Source organism: Bacillus sp. SIMBA_074 (assembly GCF_046534555.1).
Taxonomy (GTDB): domain Bacteria; phylum Bacillota; class Bacilli; order Bacillales; family Bacillaceae_G; genus Bacillus_A; species Bacillus_A mycoides.
Window position 1 is genome coordinate 138,822 of the sequence record NZ_JAWRYM010000009.1, and the last position, 20,792, is coordinate 159,613.

A 20,792-nucleotide genomic window follows, 5' to 3' on the forward strand; every position below is an offset into this window, starting at 1 on the left:
ACTATGTTATTCAAATTATCACGTCATAGTATGAAAAAAATGTTAAAGGATTATATGGTTTTACTTATTGGTCTAGTCATTAGTATTAGTATTTTTTACATGTTTCAAACGATGGCGATGAATAGTGAATTTACAAAAGATAATAGTCTCATTAGTAGTATCAGACTTGTCTTCTGGGTCGGTGCAATATTACTTTCTTTCATAACTGTATTTTATATTATATATGCCAATTCTTTTTTACTTACACTAAGAAGAAAAGAACTCGGTATGTACATGATGCTTGGAGCGAAAAAGAAAAAAGTAGCGCAATTATTATTTATTGAGACTTTTGGTATGGGGATTGTCAGTATTATTATCGGTATTTTAGTAGGAATAGTACTTGCTAGTGTAGCAGGAAATTTTTTAATGAATGGAATGGAAATTTCAGCAAAAGGTAATTACGCATCTGTGTACACACCAGCTATATTAGTTACATCTATTTTCTTCTTAATATTATTTTTCATTACTGGTTTAATGAATAGTTTCCGATTATTACGTAAAACAGAATTAGAGTTAATACGTGAAGATGAAACGCAAGATGAGGTGAAGAAAAGTAAGACTCGCACTGTTATTATGACAGTACTAGGTGTATTGCTAGTAAGTACAGGATACTATTTTATGGTGAATATAAAAATGTTTGCTGAACTAGGATTTATAATAGCGACAATTGTTACGACAGTAGGAACGTATTTCATTTTTAGCTCGTTGCTCCCACTTTTTGTAATGAAAATTAAGGGAAATAAAAAACGAAATGAAACGGGATTAAATAGTTTTACTTATGCACAGTTACGTTTTCGAGTAACTAGTTTATCGAGGGTACTAGGCACTGTAGCGATGTTAATTGCATTAGGTGCAGGTGCAATGACAGCAGGTATGGCGTTTCAAAAGAATGTAGGCATTATGACAGACTTCTCACGTGTATATGATGTCGTAATTCATGATCCAAATGAACAAGATAAAGCGGCATTAAAAGAAATGGAAATTGTTGAAGAAAGCAAGTATAAGTATAAAGTAGATGGAGAAGCGGTTTATTATTTACGTAACGACTTAACTGAAAAACCACCACTTATTTCAGATCATTTTGATACAAAGACTTTAAAAGAACCTGCTCGTAAACGTGTGGCTACACCTTTAACTGAACCTGTCTATTCTGCTTTGGAAGCTCCTGAAGTAGCGAATAAGCTTCCTCGTATGCCAAAAGATTGGGAAGATGCGGTTGTAAGAGAGATACAAATTACACATAATCAATTTAACGGAAAACCTGTAAGAATTGCAGATGAAGAGCATTATAAAGGAATTCAAGGAACAGAACATACTGTAACATTAGCAAAAGTAGATGATATGAAAAAATATAAATCGTTGTTAATTGAAATAGACAAGAGACAAAAAGAACAAATTGAAAAAACAACAGGTACAAAAGTAGACTTATTTACGAAAATGACAATTTATCAATTTATGAACAGTTTCATGAGTGGAACAATGTTTATGGGATTTTTCCTTGGAATTGCGTTTTTAGCAATGATGGCAAGTTCTCTTATGTTCAAAATATTAACAGGAGCTTCTCGTGATGTACGCCGTTATGAAATGCTACGAAAAATTGGTGTGAGACGTAGTATGTTAACAAAAAGTATATATAAAGAGATTTCATATTTATTTATCTTCCCAGCAATTATTGGAATCTCCCACGTTTTAGTAGGGCTTAACTTATTCAGTTTCATATTAGTTGACCCATTTGTAAAAGTGTGGATGCCAATAGGAATCTTCATAGTAATTTATTTCATTTATTATTGGATTACTGTTCAACTTTATAAAGGTATGGTAATGCCGAAAGAGGAAGTAGCGAAATAGTTTGAGAAAAGAGTCCTTGTTTTGACAACAAGGACTCTTTTCTATATTTGTAATACATTGTGATCAAGTCTTTCTACGAATAATGTATTGAAAATTAAGAAAATATTAAGAGTTTATATAGCGGAAAGTTAAGAAGTATATGGGATATTAATAATGTAAAAAAGATTGAGATGAAATTGGAAAGTACAATTGTTGTACATTCATATTTTTTTGAGGTAGTTTTACAGAACTAAATTGTTATTTTTACAAATTTATAAGAAAGGAAACGTCTTATGAAGAAGATAAAAAAATTAGTAAAACGTATTGCAGTCACTATTATACTATTAATAATTATGGCGTTAGTATTTCCTACATGGACCTCGCAAATAAAGGGGAAAAACAGTATAAGTACATTAGAGCAAGTAGAGATAAATGGAAGTGGTCATGAAATTATGATACGCGGAAAAGATAAGAAGAATCCAGTTATTCTCTTTATCCATGGTGGACCAGGTTCTTCAGAAATACCATATGCTCAAAAATATCAAGACTTATTGGAAGAGAAATTCACAGTTGTTAATTACGATCAAAGGGCAAGCGGGAAATCGTATCATTTCTTTGAAGACTATTCGAATCTATCATCAGACCTACTTGTAGAAGATTTATTAGCTATGACAGATTATATTTCAAAACGTCTTGGCAAAGAAAAAGTAATATTGGTTGGTCATTCTTACGGTACATATATTGGAATGCAAGCTGCCAATAAAGCCCCTGAAAAATATGATGCATATGTTGGAATAGGGCAGATGAGTGATACAGTAGAAAGTGAAATGGATAGCTTAAACTATGTTATTGAACAGGCACAAAATGCGGGGAATAAAGATGAGGTTTCCTATTTAAAAGGGTTAACCGAAAAAATTAAAAATGGCGATACATACACTCCGCGAAATTATGTTGCGAAATATGGTGGAACATCAAGACTCATTGAAAATCCAGATGGTGATAACATGAGGATGCTATTTAGTAATGAATATAACTTGTTAGACGTAATTCGTTATAACGTTGGATTATCACATTCTCAAACTGTCTTATTAGAAAAAGATTTAAAGAATCCATTATCTACTAAAGTAACTAAGCTGAATCTACCGCTTTATTTTCTTATGGGTAAATATGACTATAATACTTCATTTCATGCAGCAAAACAGTATTTTGATAGAATTGAGGCGAATCAAAAAGAATTTATAGCTTTTGAAAACTCAGCACATTACCCTCAATTTGAAGAGAAGGAAAAGTTTTATGAGTGGTTGTGTGATACATTCGTAAAATGAAATTAAATAAAAAGCACTTATTTTAAAAATAAGTGCTTTTTTATAGTATATAATCGAGCGAGAAGGAAAATATTGGATAATAGTCGAAAGATATAATACAACTTCAGAGAAATGACGAGAATCGATATGTTTTGTCGAGAGAGGAGTTATTTTATTAAAAGGTATAGGTACTATACATAGTTTTAATTTCTGAATATTCATTTAAACAGAAGGGGTAATAGTTATGTTCATTCGAATTGGTAAGTGGTGTGGGGTTACATGTTTACAATTATTTGCGGCGCTTATTTGTATTCTATTTTTAGGGGCACTACCGCGTTTATTTAAGGGATTACAAATTGATCTAATCGGTTTTTGGAACACAGTTGTGTTTCTTGGAGAGAAGTTACTTCAACCAGGTGAAATTACGTATGGATTTCGGAATTCAAGAAAGTTATTTCCACAAATATGGATTCATTATGTAGAGACAATGTTTGTATTTATTTCGGCATTTATACTATCTTTACTCACTGCGTATCTTATCGTTGTGTGGGTATTACAGCGCTCTCAATCAAAGCAACGTATGTGGAATGGGATTTTCGTCGCACTTGAAAGTATTCCGGACATTTTATTAATTTTATTATCTCAACTTCTAGTAGTAATAATCTTTCAAAAGACAGGTTTTATGCCAGTGAAATTTGCAGGACTTGGAGAGGAAAGGGCTCGCCTGTTACCAATAATATGCCTTACTTTACCTACAACATTATTATTTATTAAGTTACTACTATTACGTTTCAGAGAAGAATTAGAGAAAGATTATAGTATATTTGCTAAGATTAAAGGGCTAAGTTTAAGACATATTTTGACGCACCATATTTCAAGAAATGTCCTGTTAACAACAGTCTATTATGCAAAAACGAATATTTTATTTATGCTATCAAACTTATATATTATTGAATGGCTGTTTAATACGTACGGTATGTTCGTTTTCGTGAAAGAAAATTCAAAATTAGAAATATTTACAGTGAGTTTAGTTTTATTATACGTACCGCTTTTTATACTATTTCGTTTATTACATACGCTTTTACAAAATGTTATAAAGGGAAGTGTGTAACATGTGGCAAGTTGTAAAAAGAGATGTGAGATTTTGGCTAGGTGTTACTTTTTTGAGTGTACTAATGATTGTTAGTATTGGAAATACGCTGTTTTTCGATGGGAATATTCGTGAACTAACGATGATGTATAACGAAAAAGGAGAATTAGAGGCTGCTCCGTTTTCACCGTCGAGTAAATTTTGGTTTGGAACTGATGAGAAAGGCCGTGACCTGTTCCAGTTAATAATAGAAGGAGCGAAATGGACAGTTGGTGCAAGTATCGTTATCGCAGTTTTACGTGTAGTAATTGGAGGAGCTATTGGTTTATTACTTGGTATGTACAGTAAACGCTCATTTCCAGTTATCTCATCTTTTTTTGATCCGTTTAGTATTGTACCAATGATTATGATTTCCTATTTTATGTTAAATGCAGTTTTAATGTTCGAAAGTGGAGAGGCTGCTGCTCCGTTTCATTTACGGGTTGCGTTTCAAATTATAGTTCTTGCGTGCCTTGCTGTACCGACTGTTATGTTGTATGTGGCGCAAGAAGTAAAACGTATTAAGAATGAAGAAGTTATGTTGGCGGCCACTGTGCTCGGCGGAAGTAAGTGGCAGAGGTTGAAACGCCATGTATGGCCGCATATGTTACCATCATTTCTTTTATTAGTAGCCCAGCAATTTGTAAGTACTTTATTACTCCTCTTGCATCTTGGTTTGTTGGAATTATTTTTTGGCGGAACAATAATTTTTGGCGGTATAGATGCAGATAGTGTAACAAAAGAATGGACAGGGTTAATTGGTCAAAACTTCCGTCACTTAACTACTCATACATGGATTGTACTCATTTCGATTTCTTTTTATAGTATGACAATTTTGTCAGGAAATCTGATTAGTAATAGTATGCAAGATGCGATTAAGCTAGGAAATGTTAGAAGAGCGAATCGGAAGAAGGAAGAAGTGAAAGTAGAGAAACAAATACAGCCTACCATGAATGATTTTTCATTTCATAGTGAGGTGCAAAAATAAAAAAAGATAGCTGAAGACAAATTGTTTTCAGCTATCTTTTTTGTTTAAAGTGGTGGTAAATCAATCTTACCTTCTTCAAATAATTCTTTTATCATATGTTTCGTATAACCAGCTGCTTGACCAAATGTGATTTTTGCTGGCATTGGTGCTTCATTTACATCTACAACTACATCAATAATGCATGGTTTACTTTGTTTTACCGCATTTTCAAAGGCAGGAAGTAAGTCATCTAACTGTTCGACGCGGTATCCAATACCACCGCACGCCTCTGCGTATTTTGCGAAATCAGGATTCGTTAAGTCTGTACCGAATTCGATATTTCCCATAACTTCTTGTTCAAATTTAATCATAGCAATTTTATTATTGTTTAATACAACAACAACGATTGGCAGTTTATATTTAACAGCTGTTACGAAATCATTCATTGTCATTCCAAATCCGCCGTCACCACAAACTGCAAACACTTGTTTATCCGGGAAAGCAATTTGTCCAGCAAGTGCACCAGGTAAACCACAGCCAAGTGTTGCAAGCCAACTAGAAATGATAAATTTCTGGTTTGTCATACGGAAGTGCCTTGCAGTCCATACTGTTACATTTCCGACATCGACTGAAAGAATTGCGTCATCTTCTGCTACTTTCTGCAGTGCATGCATAACTCGTTGTGGTTTAATTGGAGTAGAAGAATCTTCTTCTTGAGTGTGTAATTTTTCTTCCCACTTTTTCATCATTTCTTGATGATGCTCTAAGAAGGAATGATCCTCGTGTTTTTCTACATTTTCAATTAACCATTTTAATGTTTTATCAGCATCACCAGCTAAGCCGATATCTGTCGTATAACGTTTCCCGATTTGTGCAGGGTCTGTATCAATATGAAGTGTTTTTGCTTTTTCGGGTAAGAAACCAGTGAACGGATAAGAAGTACCGACCATAATTAAAGTATCTGCATGCTTCATTGCTTCATAAGAAGGTTTCGTCCCGATTAATCCTAATCCACCGATACAAAGAGGGTGTTCATCAGGAACAATCCCTTTAGCTGGTAATGTAAGTACGATTGGAGCACCGATATGTTCTGCAAATGCAAGTAAAGACTCTCTCGCATGTTTAGCTCCTTTCCCGGCTAAAATAACAGGTTTTTTCGCTTCATTAAGTGCGAGTTTCGCTACAGCTAAATCTTCTTCTTGCGGAAATATTTCTGGTAATGTAAAGGAAGAGTTTGTAATGCGCGCACCATTTTTCACTTCAAATTTTGGAACATCATCTGGAATTGTAAGAACAGAGACACCTTTTTTTGTATATGCCATTCGAATCGCTTGATTCACTACAGCAGGTAACTGTTCAGCTGACATTATTCGTTGGTTATAAACCGCAACATCATCAAACATTCTTTCTAAGTTTACTTCTTGGAAAAAATCCGTTCCGAGTAAATCGCTTTCTACTTGTCCTGAAATTGCTAGTACAGGAGCTTGATCGAGTTTTGCATCGTATAAACCATTTAATAAATGAATCGCTCCAGGTCCTGCAATAGCCATACAAACACCAAGTTTTCCTGTTAATTTCGCATAGGCTGCCGCTGCTAACGCACCAGCTTCTTCATGGCGAACTTGAATAAATTTAATTTTCTCTTGTTTTTTTCTTAAAGCTTCAATAATAGAATTAATGGAATCTCCAGGCATACCATATATGTGTTCTACACCCCAGTCAATTAAAAGATCCACTAATGCTTCACCGGCTGTTTTTCCAAACATAATCGTTCCTCCTTATAATAGGTAGATACTATTATGTTTTGGAGAAAAAGGGAAAATATACAAATGATATAACTTATTTGTTTTAATGATGTCCAGTGAATAAAGTGAAGGCTGTTATTAGTAAAAATCCACTAATAGACCACGATAGAAACGGAAGGAAAGGTAGCTGTTTTTTTGCTTTCCAAAGCATTTCGTGAATTGTGACATAGCCAAGAGAACCAATTGCGCTTCCCATAATAAGTCCTTGTAAATGGAGAGCTTTCCCGTCCATCATAATGCCAAAAACAGTACCGGTCCCTAGGATAAGAGAAAGTAATAAAGTTGTTAATAAAAATGAAATGTATTTATGTTTTGTAAAAAGAAATGGAATAATTAAAGCTAACCCTTCTGGAATATGGTGAATGACAATCGCAAGTAAGAAAGGAATGGCAGAGTCATTATGATTTATAAAAGCTGTACCTAACGCAAACCCACTCGGCATATTATGAATGAATATAGCAAAAGAAAGAAAAAGGAAGGTTTGCCATGCTTGTTGATCTTTCTTATGTATAATCGGATGATGACAATAGTTATCTAATAAGCTCATAACTAAAATACCGATAGCTATACCGAGCATAGGCCCAATTATTTCATAGCTTGAAAATGTTTCAGGAATAATTTCAAGTGATAAAAGCCCAAGCAAAATCCCACCACATAATGCGTATAAGCGATGCATCTTTTCTTCAATTAGTTGGCGTGTTGCTACTCCAACAGCACCTCCTAATAGTAATCCACCGAACGAAAAAAACGTAACGATTATAGGAATCCATAAACGTTCCATATCATCACACTCCAATTCTATCCCCTTGTTTTCAGCTTACTAATGGGGGAAGGAGATTAGTCCAAATTATTATGACTAATTATAGAGAAAAAACTGTAAATTCATTATAAATTATATATTAAAATGAAATGGGAATGTAAGTGCAAACAAAATGGAACTTATCTGAATATGAAAATCCAAAACGATATGATATAGAAAATAAAAGTTTTTCAGATTTTCCGTTTTTACTATCATGGGCGCAAAAATTAAATATACAAAATGAATGGATTTTAGATATTGCATGTGGAACAGGGAGAGTCACTATTCCTTTTATCGAAAAAGGGTATCAAATGATTGGTATAGATATACATGAAGGAATGCTTGCTGAAGCGAAGAGTAAATCTGCGAGTTTAAAGAATATAAAGTGGTTACAGCAAGACTGCTTGCAATTGAGCGTCGAAGAAACAATTCCGTTAGCATTTATGGTAGGACATGGATTCCAACATTTTCTTACTAATACACATCAAAATCAATTATTAGCATCGATTCATAATGTAATAACTGATAATGGTATATTCATATTTGATACACGTTTTCCGTCAAAGGAAGAATTAATACAACTATCTACAGAAGAATATTGGACAACTATTACAGATGAAAAGGGAAGAAGATGTGATTTATATACTGAGATGAATTATGATTCAATTCAACAAATACAGCACTACATAACAACAAGAAGGTTTTATGAGGAGGATACGCTAGTAGAGGAACTGAAAACAACAATAGATCTTCGGTATACGTATCCGCAAGAATTAGAAAGATTACTTGTAGCGAATGGGTTTGAATTGTTACAGGTATACAATGATTGGGAGGGGAATGAGTTGCAGGAGGATTGTTATTCTATGGTGGTAGTTTGCCAGAAGAAAAGATAGGGATGTTGATTATTATTTGATAAGTGACATAAAGAAGTGTTCCTAAGAATATAACAATCGGACGCGTTTATATAGAAATGCGTCCGATTGTTATATAGTAAGTTATTAGAAAAAATGATCAAACTGTATTCACATTAACAATAGACTATGTGTCTTTGTTTTAATTGTAAGGAAGAATAAGAGGAGCTGCAGTGGAGTGCTATGGTGGGGACTGTGTATAAAGAAAATGAAGGGTAAGGTCATAATCAAATGTTGTTTACTGAGCCATTAGAGTTTTATATAATATACAAATAAACAAAACTGGATGGTTGCCAGTTTAGAGGGACATAAAAAAATGTCCTGGTATTTAGATAATGTTTATGAGTTAAATAAAGAAAAACGAATGTAATAAAAATTTACTATACTAACTTTATGGAGAGTAATGTTATGAAAGCAGAAAAAACACTTGAAACACTAGATAGGTACGCGGAGGAGTTTGATTTTCCAGTACTTGATAACTATAATTTTGACTTAGCACAATCCAGAATATCTGTTTTTCGAGAGGAAGACAAGTGGCTCATTGTATTTGAGATTGTGGGCGTTGATGCAAACCTTGAGATATCGAATAACTTCTATGTGTATAGTAATAGCATGAGACAGCAAGGATTCTTTTCATGTTTCGATGAAATCTTAACGCTTGTAAATGAAGAATATTGGTACGATGATGAAGATCATTTCCTTGTAGATCCTTTTCATATGGAGTTACTTTTGAAAGGAGAACGTATCACTTTAACACCAACTGTAGAAGAGTATAAGCGTTTAGGAATTGAAACTGATTCATTTCATCCTACCAAACTTATTCGTTTTTTAACTTCTAAATATAAGGAGAAATTCTGGGTAAATCCCTCGGACATATTAGATGAAACCAATGCAGAATTTAAACCAAATCTATTTTATCAAACAGAAGAATGGGAACATCCTGATATAAGTGATGATCAAAAACCGAGTGAGAGCATATTCTTTCAAAGTTTAGCCAAAGCGATTGAATTAAATAATGTGAATTTGATAACTGTAGGGAAAGTAAATAATGATTGGACCAAGTGGACATGGAGTGATTTTGAAAAACAAGAAGAGGATGACATTTAAATAAGAAACTGTTTTTCCCCACCTATGATACATTGAAGCATTTGTAACATTATTTTATCGGTAAAGCCATGTATGAACTTCGCTTTCACATCTAAATCATTTGAGTTGAACAATCGTATTAGTTATTACTAATATGTGTGTCAAAATATTTTTAAAAAAGATTGATAAATGTTTCTTCGCTTTATTTTTAATGTGAGAAGGAATGTAAATAATGAACAAAAAAATAATATAGTTAGTGGAAGCGAAGGAAATGTTATAGTGTTTGATGCACACATTAAGAGGTTTTATGTAACAGGAAAGAGAAGCTTTTTGTTTGAATTTCAGGGTATACAAAATGTAAACGTTGACTGGGATTTATTTCTCATGCTAACATATAGATAATTTAATCAAGGCGGTGGAAATGTATTGGACTCAGATGTTGACTCGGATAGGTGGCTAAATGACCTCGATTTTCTCAGAGTACCCCTCATCATTTTGAGAATGTAGATTTTATACAATCTCATGTCAATGTGTATGAAGTAGGTCTGGAAAGAGAAAATATATCAGGAGGTGAATCCTTTAGTTTCAAGGAAGCTAAGGGAATTAGTTGGACATATTTAATTTAATCATGGTAGTAGTTTTAATCGCATGTACTGCATTTTTCGTAGCAATTGAGTTTGCTATTGTAAAAGTAAGAGGATCAAAGATTGATCAATTTGTATTAGAAGGAAAGAAAGGTGCGCTGGCAGCTAAGAAAGTGACATCAAACTTGGATGAGTATTTGTCAGCTTGTCAATTAGGGATTACAGTTACAGCAATGGGACTCGGGGCACTAGGTGAACCAACGATTGAGAGACTTTTACATCCTTTATTTGATAAGTGGAACATCAATCCTTCCATTGCAGGTGTATTATCTTTAGGAATTGCTTTTACTATTATGACGTACTTACATGTTGTAGTTGGTGAATTAGCACCAAAAACATTCGCGATTCAAAAGGCTGAGAAGGTTACTTTATTACTTTCGGCTCCGCTTATCTGGTTCTACAAAATCATGTATCCGTTTATTCGCTTGTTAAATGGCTCTGCAAGGATGATAACAGGAATGTTCGGCTTAAAACCTGCATCAGAGCATGATGTAGCACATACAGAAGAAGAATTACGATTGATTCTTTCTGAAAGTTATGAACGTGGAGAAATTAATCAAGCTGAATACAAATATGTAAATAATATTTTTGAATTTGATAATCGTATTGCGAAAGAAATCATGGTCCCTCGTACAGAAATTATAGGGCTACATGTAGATAATTCTTTAGCAGACCATATGAAAATAATCCGTGATGAAAAGTATACACGTTACCCAGTATTTGGGGAAGATAAAGATGAAATCATTGGCATGGTGAATGTGAAAGACTTCTTTATTCGTTATATGAATAAGGAAACAAAAGAATTCAGTTCTATTCAATCGTATACGCGTCCAGTAATTGAAGTAATTGAGACCATACCAATACATAATCTTTTACTACAAATGCAAAAGAAACGTATTCCGTTGGCTGTGTTATATGATGAATACGGTGGTACGGCTGGTATTGTAACCATTGAGGATATACTGGAAGAGATTGTAGGAGAAATACGTGATGAATACGATGAAGATGAGCGTCCGCCCATCCAGCAAATGAATGAAGGACATATTGTCGTAGAAGGTAAAGTATTAATTAGCGAATTAAATGATTTACTAGGATTACATATGAATGATAGTGATGTTGACACGATTGGTGGTTGGATTCTGATGCAGAATTATGATATCCAAGAAGGGCAAACAGTAAATAGCGAAGGATATGTATTTAAAATTCTTTCTAAAGACCCTCACCAAATCAAACGTGTTGAAATACAAAAAGAAATGTTGGAAGCAGCAACTGTATAGTTGCTGCTTTTTATTCAGCTGATAACATGGTAGCCATCCTCATTAAATTCATTGATTGATCAACTCTTTACCTGTTAACACATTACCGAAATAGGGAATGATTGTTTCCTTTGCATTCCAGGTTCAACACCCCTTCGATATTGTAAAATGTATCTCATTTATACAAATTGTAATATAATTTAAATGTAAATTCGTAGCGTAAAATAGATTAAAAGTAACAAATGTTGAGAAAGGATTCCCTTGTTAAAATTAGTATTTGTATTTCACTAGATAATAAAAAATGTAGAATGATTTCATTTCTGACATTGTTATTTAATAGTAATCAAAATACAAAATAAAGAATTTTCTCGGCTGGAAATTGTTACACATTCATAAAATGGAGGCAATAGTTATGCAGCAAATTAAAAAAATAGGAAACTCATTTTGGTATATGACACCTGTTTCCGAGACTGATAGACCTATCTTAGGAATGGTAGTTGGAAAAGAAAAGACTTTGATGATAGATGCAGGTAATTCAGAAGCACATGCACAATTGTTTTTAGAAATGCTAAAAGAGCAAAATATCTCAAATCCTGATTTTGTAGCATTAACGCATTGGCACTGGGATCATATTTTTGGATTACCTGTACTACAAGGTGCATTATCTATTGCGCATTCTGAAACGAAAAGAGAGATGGAGAAACTAGTTTCTTATAAATGGACAGATGACGCGTTGGACACACGAGTAAAAGAAGGCACAGAAATTGAATTTTGTGCGGACTGTATAAAAAAAGAGTTCAGTGAACAACCAAGAAATATTCAAATTATTCCGCCGACCTTAACCTTTCAGAAGCAACTTGAATTAGACCTTGGTGATGTGACATGTGTGTTAAAGCATGTGGGCGGAGACCATTCACATGACTCTGTTGTCATTTATATTAAAGAAGAAAAGGTATTGTTTTTAGGAGATTGTATTTATGCAAATATTTTTTCTTCTAAGTGGAACTATACGACGAAGCGAACGTTTAAATTAGTAGAAGAGTTAGAGGCATTTGATGCTGAGACATATATTCTTTCCCATGGGACAGCTATAAATAGGGATGAGTTTTTACAAGAAATTCATTTGCTAAAAACAGTAGGAACTTATACGGAAACTCATAAAGGCGATGAAGAGAAGATAAAGGTAGCGTATAAGCAAGAGCTAGATAGAGAATTAAATGAAGATGAGCTAGAAACAATAGCGTATTTTGTAAATGGTTATGAAATGGTTAATCTGTAAAATACAACTCTAATCAAATTAACGCTTATTTTGATCAAATATAATATAATTGCACAAAAAGAGTATTGAAAGTTAATTCAATACTCCTTTTAATAAGTAAATATTAAGTCGCAACCAATTTGAATTTTTTTTGCAGGCTCATCATCTGAAGTTATACGACTTTATTTATTTTTCGTATAGATAGAATTTCAAGTAGAAGCTTTCTTTGCTAATTCAGTTATATAGTTGAAAAATACATCACGTTTTACATCATAAACGACATTTATAGGTCGCCCATCATCAGTTGCCACTGTACGTCCTTGACTAGGTCCGTATGTATGAACAATACTTTTAATCACTTGTACCTTTGCAAGATCAGCTTTCCCAACAAACGCAGCGGTTAATACATCCCACAAATAGTAGGTAGAGTTAGTTGAAAAGTGAACGAGAGGGGGGACCATCGCATAACATTGACCAAGGAAATCGACACCAATAAATTTACGGTCTTTTGCCCAGCGTTTGCGTACGTCTAATGTCAGCGGAACCTGATTTGTGCTTTCTAGCGTAACTAAATCAACTTTTATTTTTGCTGCCCATACACGAGCTACTGCCTCGGGATCCCAAAATGAATTCCATTCGGCTGTTCCATCGTGTTCAGGTTCATGAACATTTCCTGCAGTAAGAAATGTGCCGCCCATCCAAACGAGACGTTCAATTTTTTCTTCGATTACAGGTGCTTCATATAATGCGCGGGCAAGGTCGGTAAGAGGGCCGGTAAATAACAAAGTAGTTTTCTCCTCAGTTTTTAGGAGAGTCTCTATTAAATGATGATGTGCAGTTTTTTTTGATGCAGGTGTAACAACTTTCCCAAACTCATTTAAAATTGGTAAAGCATCTACATAAAATGCATGCATCCGCCATTCTTTTGGAAATGGGTTTTTTCCACGAGAGTTGGACGCTGCTACCTCAATATTATTTTTGCCGAAGCGATCTATAATTTTACGACTGGCAGACATTGCTGGTTCTAAATAACAATCTGCAGGAATAACTGAAACACCTGTAAGTTCTACATTTTCCATCTGGAGTAGTAAAAATAGTGATATTAAATCATCTACACCACCATCATGATTGAAGTACACTTTTTTCATCATTTTAATCTCCATTCTTTAATATTTAACCAGGAATTAAATTTTAATTGATGAAAAATCATCAATAATTTCCACAACTTCAATTCTCCCATTAATCAGTAACTCAGGAAGTTCATTTCTAACGTTTCCTTTCCAATACTCTCTAGCTTGTTCCATTTTTTGAGCGAAAGGAATACCATCTTCTTTCGGTAAAAGATTTCCGTCACCTTCAAAAGAACTACCGATCACTCGTAGTTTAACAATCTGTAAAACATCTCGATTATAAGAATCAAATAAAGCTTTCCATTTCAAAGCATCTTCATAGCTTTTGGCAGCATATAAGCAAGACAACCTTGACGGGTATTCAGGAAATTCTTGCAGCCTAACCATTTCCACAATCGTTTCTCTAACTGCTCTAATTGTTTGATCTATATAATTCAGAACTACTTTAGCATTTTCATTATTTATATGTAATTCTTCATTGATATAATGCCTTTTTAAAATTTGAATGGAGTCTTCATCATTAGAATTTAATTGTTCTCTTTCAAAAAAGAAGTGATAGAGGGTATTAGTTTGATTTTTGTCAAAGTGAATGATTTTTCCGATACTCATTGTTTTCCTTGTAACGATGTGATATGCGTAAAATTCTGCTTTATTCATGGTTATCCTCCTAGTAGTAATTATCATATAATTCAATATTAAATTTAATAATTCAACATCAAAATATATAAAACCTTTGTAAGTAAAAAGTTATAGAGTGGGAGGATTGGAGTGAAGAGTGGAAGAAATGCACGTAAACGCTTTAAAAATGTTCACAAAATGTTCACTTACGAAGGAGTTTCCAATATCGATATAATGATAAAGACTCAAAGAGAAGGGATGATGAAAATTGCCAACAACAAGAAAGGAAAACCTCCAATTTGGTATGATGATGTGCCTCGGGATGGTTATCGTTATGACGTTTTACAATTTATTAATGAATGGAGCAGGAGGGCCAATTCATATTAAGGAGATCGCATTAGAACTAATAATTGGATTTATTATTGCGCTATTAATTGAAATATGTATCGTTGGACCGTGTGCGAAAAAGATTGTATTTGCATTACCATTTGATAAATCAAAAAAAGTAAACATGATTATTGCGATGGCAACAACAATGGTAATCGGAATGGTATTCTTTATGTCATTTTACGGAATGGCTATGATGTATTTACATAATGGGTTACATGGTGACTCATTCGCTTCAATGTATTTCTCGATTTTCATTAAAAATTTCATTATGGCGTACCCACTTCAATTAATAATAATGGGACCTCTTGTACGTTTCTTATTTGGAAAGTTTGTTTTGAAGAATAAAGCTGTTAATGTAGCGTAGTTTTAATTACTAAAATATTATATATGGATGAAATGTTTTAAACACATCTCACATATTTTGAGGTGTGTTTTTTCGTGTACATTACAAATTATTTTCATATTGATGTGACATTTGTCCTTTTGTCGTTGTAGTATTGTAGCTTTTAATTAAATCATAGATAGAAGATTAGGAGATGATTTTTTTGAAAGGTATTTTACTTTCAGTTTTTGGAGGAGTATTCATTACACTTCAAGGTACGTTTAATGCGAAACTTAGTTCAGATATCGGTATATGGTCGACGAGTATTATGATGCATTTAATTGGGTTTCTTATTGCAACAACTATATTTTTGTTAAAGAAAGAAGAGAAAGTAACGGATTTGAAGGGTGTAAAAAAAGTATATTTAGCAGCTGGCGCACTTGGTGGTTGATTATTTGTGCGGAAACAATGGCGATATATTCAATGGGAGTTACATTAACAGCTGGAACACTTATGGTTGCTCAATTATTAACAGCTACTGTTATTGAAATGAAAGGATTATTTCATATAAAAAAGATACAAATGGAGAGATACCATATTGTGGGGACAATAGTAATGATTTTAGGTATTTTTGTGTTTAATATGTAAGGAAAGAAGGGACTGTAAGTGGATAATAAATCAGACTTAATTATTCAATATTTGAAAGCTTATAATATACTTGGAATTTTTTCAGGAATAAGTACTGAAAATTTTCAAGTAAATCATTTTGAAAAAGGCAAGCTTATTTGCGATAAAGATGATGAAATTCATCGTTTATATTTTGTTATTAAAGGAAAAGTAAAAGTTTACACGATTACACCAGAAGGAAAGAAACTAATCCTTCGCTTTATCAATCCATTAGCAATTGTTGGTGATATTGAATTAATACAAAATAGCAAAGCACATAATGTTGTTGAAGCTTGTTCAGATGTTGTAGCAATCTCCATTTCTAATACAGTTATTAGAAATAAGTTATTACATGATCCTATATTTATGAAGTTCTTGCTTGAAAACATTGCGAACACGTTAAAAATATCGACTCGTTTTACAGCTCTAAATTTACTTTATCCGGTAGAAGTACGTGTAGCTAGTTATTTACTTTCGATTTCAACGGATAGTAATGGGAATATGTATAAAGAGGATTTAGATTCAACTTCTGTATCAAGTATTACAGATTTTATAGGTGTAAGTTATAGGCATGTAATTCGAGTTTTACAAAAATTTTATAGTGAAAAATTAATTGAAAAAAATAATGGAGTTATTGTAATTAAAGATTTTTCTAGAATGAAGGAAGTTGCTAAAGATAATATATATGAGTAATGAAAGGGAGAGAAGGGTTATGATTGGATTTAGTTTAGCTATATTAGCTGGAATATTAATTAGCTTACAATCTGTTTTTAATACGAAAGTGAATGAAATTGTAGGACAGTGGTTAACAACTGCATGTGTTCTTGGAATAGGTCTCATAAGTTCTGTTTTATTTCATATCATTACAGAGAAAAGTATAAGCGTTAACTTTTATACTGCAAATTATTTATTTTATATAAGTGGATTGTTTGGTATCGGATTAATTATTTGTATAATGGGTGCAATAAAGAGTTTAGGTCCAGCTTATACGGTGCTCATTAGCCTTATTACTCAATTAGTTGTTGCATTATGTGTTGATACATTTGGATTGTTTGGAATGGAGAGAGTACCTATACAAATAAATAAATTAATTGGTATAGGTCTATTAATTGTAGGGGTAGGAATTTTTAAAAATCTTTTTTCGAATAAGAAATCTATTACTATAAATGAGGATAGGGCCTAAAGAATTTAAAGGAAAAAGGTGTTAATAATTAGAACATATACATTTAGGTGGTAGTAAATGAGCGATAAGGAGAGAAAATAAATGATTCAGTACATGTTGGAAGATGGTGTACATTATATTATGAGTACAGTGACATAACTAGGAGGTTTCCACTATGACAGCTTTATTTAAAGCTATGGAGTTCCAGCTGAAAACTGAACGACTTGATCTGAGTATGTGGGAGGAATCCGATTCAGTCTGGATGAGAAAATTAATTGGCGAACGTGGTGTGGATATGCCACCCCTTGACGCCGTTCGTAGCAAGCTTATCGAGATGCGTAAGAGAGCAGGCGAAAATGGCATTTCCCTTCTCACTATTCGCCGACGAGACGAAGGTGATTTCATCGGATACTGTGGCTTGATTATCGGTCGTTCCACACTTGAAGAGCCGGAGATCGCATACGAGTTGTTTCGCAGTGCTCATGGCAAAGGCTATGCGACTGAGGCAGCATCTGTTGTGCTGGACGCTGCGATTGCTACGGGGCGCCACAGACTTTGGTCGACTGTAGGCGCTTGGAATGTTGCGTCCTTCCGGGTGTTAGAAAAGATAGGATTTAAGAGGCATCACAGTACGTGGGACGAGCGCGGTGAGATTGTTTGGAACGTACGCGACCTTTAGAAATCCCGGACCTAACTCGAAACTATTGAAAAGGAGAAGGGGTCATTAGTTCGGGCAAGAATCCAGATAAAGATAAAATAACTGATTTATAATTCAAATAGTGACAAACTATAACTGAAGCATGTCCTCGAAAGCGGAGTGTTGCCTTCGCACCGAGGCTATGCCCTCCCCCAAAAACCAATCGAACGTTTCAAGTTATATATCTTTATTATACTGATTAAACTAAATATTTATTGTTTACTTATTTCATTCATTATGTAAATAAAAAAGGATAATTAGCCCTCATAATGGACTAACTATCCTATAGATTATTATATGAATTTAATAAAATCGAGGTCTTCTTTTATATATGATTAATATATAAGCTATAGATTTATCATTTTTCAAACCGTATATGAACGAACTTTAACATCTTTATTAAATTTACAATTCGCATCATAATTCGTGTACTTCCATCCCAATCTTTATTTGTAGGTATATGTTTAAAGAAAGGGGAGCAGCTTAATATTTTTATGTTAGAAGACCACTTTTCTATTGTCTTTGGATTATTTACGTAAAAATACATCATAGCGCCGTTATTACCAGATTTTTTTACAGTAGCATTCGAAAGTGTCAGTGCGAACTTTGATTCGGCATCAAAATATAACTCTCCTCCAGGAAAACGTTTTGCCATAGCGACAAATATCTCCTTCAGTTCTTCTTCTTTAAAGTAATAAAACACACCTGCTGATATAAAAAGAATACCGTCTTTTGGATCATATTTTATATCGTTGAACCAAGAAGTGTCAAAAAATGGTTTGGCAATGCTTATATTTCGTGGTGTATCTTCAATTAATGTTTTGCGGAAAGCGATCGCATCAGGCAAATCAAGGTTATACCACTGTATAGTACCGTTATCAATTCTTGAAAAAGTAGTGTCTAGTCCAGAACCGATATTTACTATAGTAGCATTCGGATGTTTTCTAATAAATTGTTTAATAGTATCGTCTATTTTTCTTGCACGGGTAATGTAAGTGATACATCCATATTCGCCAAATGTATCTGCTATTTTAGAGAAATCAAAGTCGCATTCTTTAATAATCCGAATAGCTTCCGTATCATCTAAAATATCCTTGTTTTTCTCACTACCATATGCTCGTCCCCATAGTGGAATAAGCATAGTGCCTTGAACTGATTGTAAATCTATTTCTTTAACCATGAAACGTCCTCCATTTAATAATAAAAAAATATCATATATATATGATTAGTCGTTATTTAGCATTTTTGATAGCATTTTATTTGATTTATACAGTCCATAAGTTAAATCACGTTGATCTTCTTCACTGAGTTTTTCAAGATTACTAGTGAAATTATTATAAATTTGTTTCCATCTTTCATAATGTACTTTTTCAGCTTTATCTGTTAAGGAAATTAAAACAGCTCGTTTATCTACTGTATCTTGTTTTTTTACAATGTATCCGTTTTGCTCTAAATTACGAACGGTTACACTTAATTGTTGTTTAGGTATGTTTAAATAACTAGCAATCATTTTTAAATTTACAGCGACTTTTTGCTGGGCAATATACTCAACTATGTGTTGCTCTAAATGTGTAAATTCAGTGGATTTATCTGATAATAATTTGAAAGTACCTGACATATTTAATAATAAATTCATGTATTCGTTTATTAATTCTTTATTAGTCATTATTTTTCGTGTCCTTTATCAATTTAGTAATTATTTTATTACTATTTTCACTTAAAAACAAATAATAACATTGATATTAGTAATTATTTATTTACTAATACGACGTTATTTAAGTCGTGAGAGATACAGTAGAGGAAAAGTTAAAGTTTTTTTATGAGAGGAGAATAGAAATATTATAAAATATTACTTTATATATAAAAAACTAATGAAGCTAATGTCTTTTTCAGATATTATGCTGTAAATAATTTTATGGTAAAATCTTTTACATAATGAAATAAAGGGGTAGTATTCTATGGGTTATTTCTCAAATAGTTTATTAGTTTTGTTTGTTCTTATCGTATGTAGCTGTATGATTTTCGGTTGATAATATAATGATAGATTGATATAAAAGAAGGTATCTCACAAAGATGAGATACCTTCTTTTTCTTATAATTGTAATTTAGATTCAGTATTTGGTGATGGTTGAAATGTATATATTTTATACTAACCATTAGTTGATATATTAAACAAATATTAAATAGAGAAATATATATGGTACCAATCTTATTAAGTTCCTTATGTTTTTAAAGAGAAGGAGTTTCATTTTTTCTTATTGAAGTATTGTTCTAGTCAGTTTAACGACGGTCAAAATTTTTTTGGAATAAAACAAAAAGGATGATAGGGAGTATTTACATGAAAACTATTTTAAATTACACGATTGAACCCCCTAAAGATTTCAATGAATTATTAACTATGTATGAATCTTTAGGATGGAATTCTCTTGAATTATCGGTTAATGAGTTAGAGCAAATGTGTAAACAAAGTTGGTATGTGATATATGCTTTTAAAGAGCAACAATTAATTGGGATGGGACGAGTAATATCAGATGGTGTAATAACGGGCATTATTTGCGGTGTATGTGTAATGCCAGAGTATCAGTCTATGGGCATTGGAAAGGAAATAGTGGAACGATTAATCCGGCACTGTGAACAAAAACGAGTTATTCCACAACTTATGTGTGTTGAAGATTTAAAATCTTACTATGAATCAATTGGATTTGAGGAATTTTCGATTGGTATGACGAAACATATTAAACGATAGCGGGGCTTTTTAATTTAGAATTACTTGTTTATCAGG

The 20,792-nt window shown here is 33.0% G+C and carries 19 protein-coding genes and 2 pseudogenes; 14 read left to right on the top strand and 7 right to left on the bottom strand.

Annotated features, from left to right (window positions below):
- The first annotated feature begins 3 nt into the window (after nucleotides 1–3).
- The 4 genes from SB773_RS12905 to SB773_RS12920 all read left to right on the top strand — a co-directional run bounded on the left by SB773_RS12905 (nucleotide 4) and on the right by SB773_RS12920 (nucleotide 5,287).
- Nucleotides 4–1,887 (top strand): ABC transporter permease, encoded by a 1,884-nt coding sequence (locus tag SB773_RS12905; RefSeq protein ID WP_289403840.1) that lies wholly within the window; start codon nucleotides 4–6, stop codon nucleotides 1,885–1,887.
- A 272-nt stretch (nucleotides 1,888–2,159) separates the two neighbouring features.
- Complete coding sequence (locus tag SB773_RS12910; protein WP_410590245.1) at nucleotides 2,160–3,191, top strand: alpha/beta hydrolase; 1,032 nt, start codon at nucleotides 2,160–2,162, stop codon at nucleotides 3,189–3,191.
- Between the two features lie 223 nt (nucleotides 3,192–3,414).
- The gene (locus SB773_RS12915; RefSeq protein ID WP_410590247.1) at nucleotides 3,415–4,281 is read left to right on the top strand and encodes an ABC transporter permease subunit; all 867 of its coding nucleotides are present in this window, start codon (nucleotides 3,415–3,417) and stop codon (nucleotides 4,279–4,281) included.
- A 1-nt stretch (nucleotide 4,282) separates the two neighbouring features.
- A complete protein-coding gene (locus SB773_RS12920) occupies nucleotides 4,283–5,287 on the top strand; it encodes an ABC transporter permease (RefSeq protein ID WP_410590249.1) in 1,005 nt (334 codons plus the stop codon).
- Between the two features lie 44 nt (nucleotides 5,288–5,331).
- On the opposite strand, the gene SB773_RS12925 is transcribed toward SB773_RS12920, so the two are convergent.
- Nucleotides 5,332–7,032 (bottom strand): pyruvate oxidase, encoded by a 1,701-nt coding sequence (locus SB773_RS12925; RefSeq protein WP_410590251.1) that lies wholly within the window; start codon nucleotides 7,030–7,032, stop codon nucleotides 5,332–5,334.
- Nucleotides 7,033–7,114: 82 nt separating this feature from the next.
- Nucleotides 7,115–7,852 (bottom strand): ZIP family metal transporter, encoded by a 738-nt coding sequence (locus SB773_RS12930; protein WP_088032930.1) that lies wholly within the window; start codon nucleotides 7,850–7,852, stop codon nucleotides 7,115–7,117.
- Between the two features lie 140 nt (nucleotides 7,853–7,992).
- On the opposite strand from SB773_RS12930, the gene SB773_RS12935 reads away from it, so the two are divergent.
- Together SB773_RS12935 and SB773_RS12940 are read left to right on the top strand one after the other, a co-directional pair.
- Nucleotides 7,993–8,763, top strand: a complete 771-nt coding sequence (locus SB773_RS12935; RefSeq protein ID WP_410590253.1) for a class I SAM-dependent methyltransferase — start codon at nucleotides 7,993–7,995, stop codon at nucleotides 8,761–8,763.
- Nucleotides 8,764–9,189: 426 nt separating this feature from the next.
- Nucleotides 9,190–9,888 carry a DUF7003 family protein gene (locus tag SB773_RS12940; protein ID WP_410590255.1) on the top strand — a complete coding sequence of 233 codons (699 nt, stop codon included), beginning with the start codon at nucleotides 9,190–9,192 and terminating at the stop codon, nucleotides 9,886–9,888.
- Between the two features lie 11 nt (nucleotides 9,889–9,899).
- On the opposite strand, the pseudogene SB773_RS12945 reads toward SB773_RS12940, so the two are convergent.
- A pseudogene (locus SB773_RS12945) lies at nucleotides 9,900–10,001 on the bottom strand (ArsR/SmtB family transcription factor); the annotation flags it as partial.
- A gap of 473 nt (nucleotides 10,002–10,474) precedes the next feature.
- Between SB773_RS12945 and SB773_RS12950 the strand changes: the two are divergent.
- Nucleotides 10,475–11,788, top strand: a complete 1,314-nt coding sequence (locus SB773_RS12950) for a hemolysin family protein (protein ID WP_060751751.1) — start codon at nucleotides 10,475–10,477, stop codon at nucleotides 11,786–11,788.
- A 391-nt stretch (nucleotides 11,789–12,179) separates the two neighbouring features.
- Nucleotides 12,180–13,046: an MBL fold metallo-hydrolase gene (locus SB773_RS12955; RefSeq protein ID WP_410590258.1), complete on the top strand. Its 867-nt coding sequence runs from the start codon at nucleotides 12,180–12,182 to the stop codon at nucleotides 13,044–13,046.
- A 188-nt stretch (nucleotides 13,047–13,234) separates the two neighbouring features.
- Here the strand turns inward: SB773_RS12955 and SB773_RS12960 are convergent, their stop codons facing one another.
- Together SB773_RS12960 and SB773_RS12965 are read right to left on the bottom strand one after the other, a co-directional pair.
- Nucleotides 13,235–14,176 (bottom strand): nucleoside hydrolase, encoded by a 942-nt coding sequence (locus SB773_RS12960; protein WP_410590260.1) that lies wholly within the window; start codon nucleotides 14,174–14,176, stop codon nucleotides 13,235–13,237.
- Between the two features lie 33 nt (nucleotides 14,177–14,209).
- Nucleotides 14,210–14,812, bottom strand: a complete 603-nt coding sequence (locus SB773_RS12965) for a DUF2441 domain-containing protein (protein ID WP_088045569.1) — start codon at nucleotides 14,810–14,812, stop codon at nucleotides 14,210–14,212.
- A 229-nt stretch (nucleotides 14,813–15,041) separates the two neighbouring features.
- On the opposite strand from SB773_RS12965, the gene SB773_RS12970 reads away from it, so the two are divergent.
- From SB773_RS12970 to SB773_RS12990, 5 genes and pseudogenes are all read left to right on the top strand, one after another.
- Nucleotides 15,042–15,527 carry a DUF2798 domain-containing protein gene (locus SB773_RS12970; RefSeq protein ID WP_107887503.1) on the top strand — a complete coding sequence of 162 codons (486 nt, stop codon included), beginning with the start codon at nucleotides 15,042–15,044 and terminating at the stop codon, nucleotides 15,525–15,527.
- Nucleotides 15,528–15,708: 181 nt separating this feature from the next.
- A pseudogene (locus SB773_RS12975) lies at nucleotides 15,709–16,133 on the top strand (DMT family transporter).
- A gap of 18 nt (nucleotides 16,134–16,151) precedes the next feature.
- Nucleotides 16,152–16,844, top strand: coding sequence for a Crp/Fnr family transcriptional regulator (locus SB773_RS12980; RefSeq protein ID WP_410590263.1), 693 nt, complete (start codon nucleotides 16,152–16,154; stop codon nucleotides 16,842–16,844).
- Between the two features lie 19 nt (nucleotides 16,845–16,863).
- Nucleotides 16,864–17,334: a DMT family transporter gene (locus tag SB773_RS12985; RefSeq protein WP_410590265.1), complete on the top strand. Its 471-nt coding sequence runs from the start codon at nucleotides 16,864–16,866 to the stop codon at nucleotides 17,332–17,334.
- Nucleotides 17,335–17,488: 154 nt separating this feature from the next.
- Entirely contained in the window at nucleotides 17,489–17,992 is a 504-nt protein-coding gene (locus tag SB773_RS12990; RefSeq protein ID WP_107887506.1) for a GNAT family N-acetyltransferase, read from the top strand.
- Nucleotides 17,993–18,368: 376 nt separating this feature from the next.
- Here SB773_RS12990 and SB773_RS12995 read toward each other — a convergent pair whose 3' ends face one another.
- Complete coding sequence (locus tag SB773_RS12995) at nucleotides 18,369–19,190, bottom strand: class I SAM-dependent methyltransferase (protein WP_410590267.1); 822 nt, start codon at nucleotides 19,188–19,190, stop codon at nucleotides 18,369–18,371.
- 45 nt (nucleotides 19,191–19,235) lie between these two features.
- Nucleotides 19,236–19,676: a MarR family winged helix-turn-helix transcriptional regulator gene (locus SB773_RS13000; RefSeq protein WP_410590269.1), complete on the bottom strand. Its 441-nt coding sequence runs from the start codon at nucleotides 19,674–19,676 to the stop codon at nucleotides 19,236–19,238.
- Between the two features lie 672 nt (nucleotides 19,677–20,348).
- Between SB773_RS13000 and SB773_RS13005 the strand changes: the two genes are divergently transcribed.
- Nucleotides 20,349–20,756 (top strand): GNAT family N-acetyltransferase, encoded by a 408-nt coding sequence (locus SB773_RS13005; protein WP_113734476.1) that lies wholly within the window; start codon nucleotides 20,349–20,351, stop codon nucleotides 20,754–20,756.
- The last annotated feature ends 36 nt before the right edge of the window (nucleotides 20,757–20,792 follow it).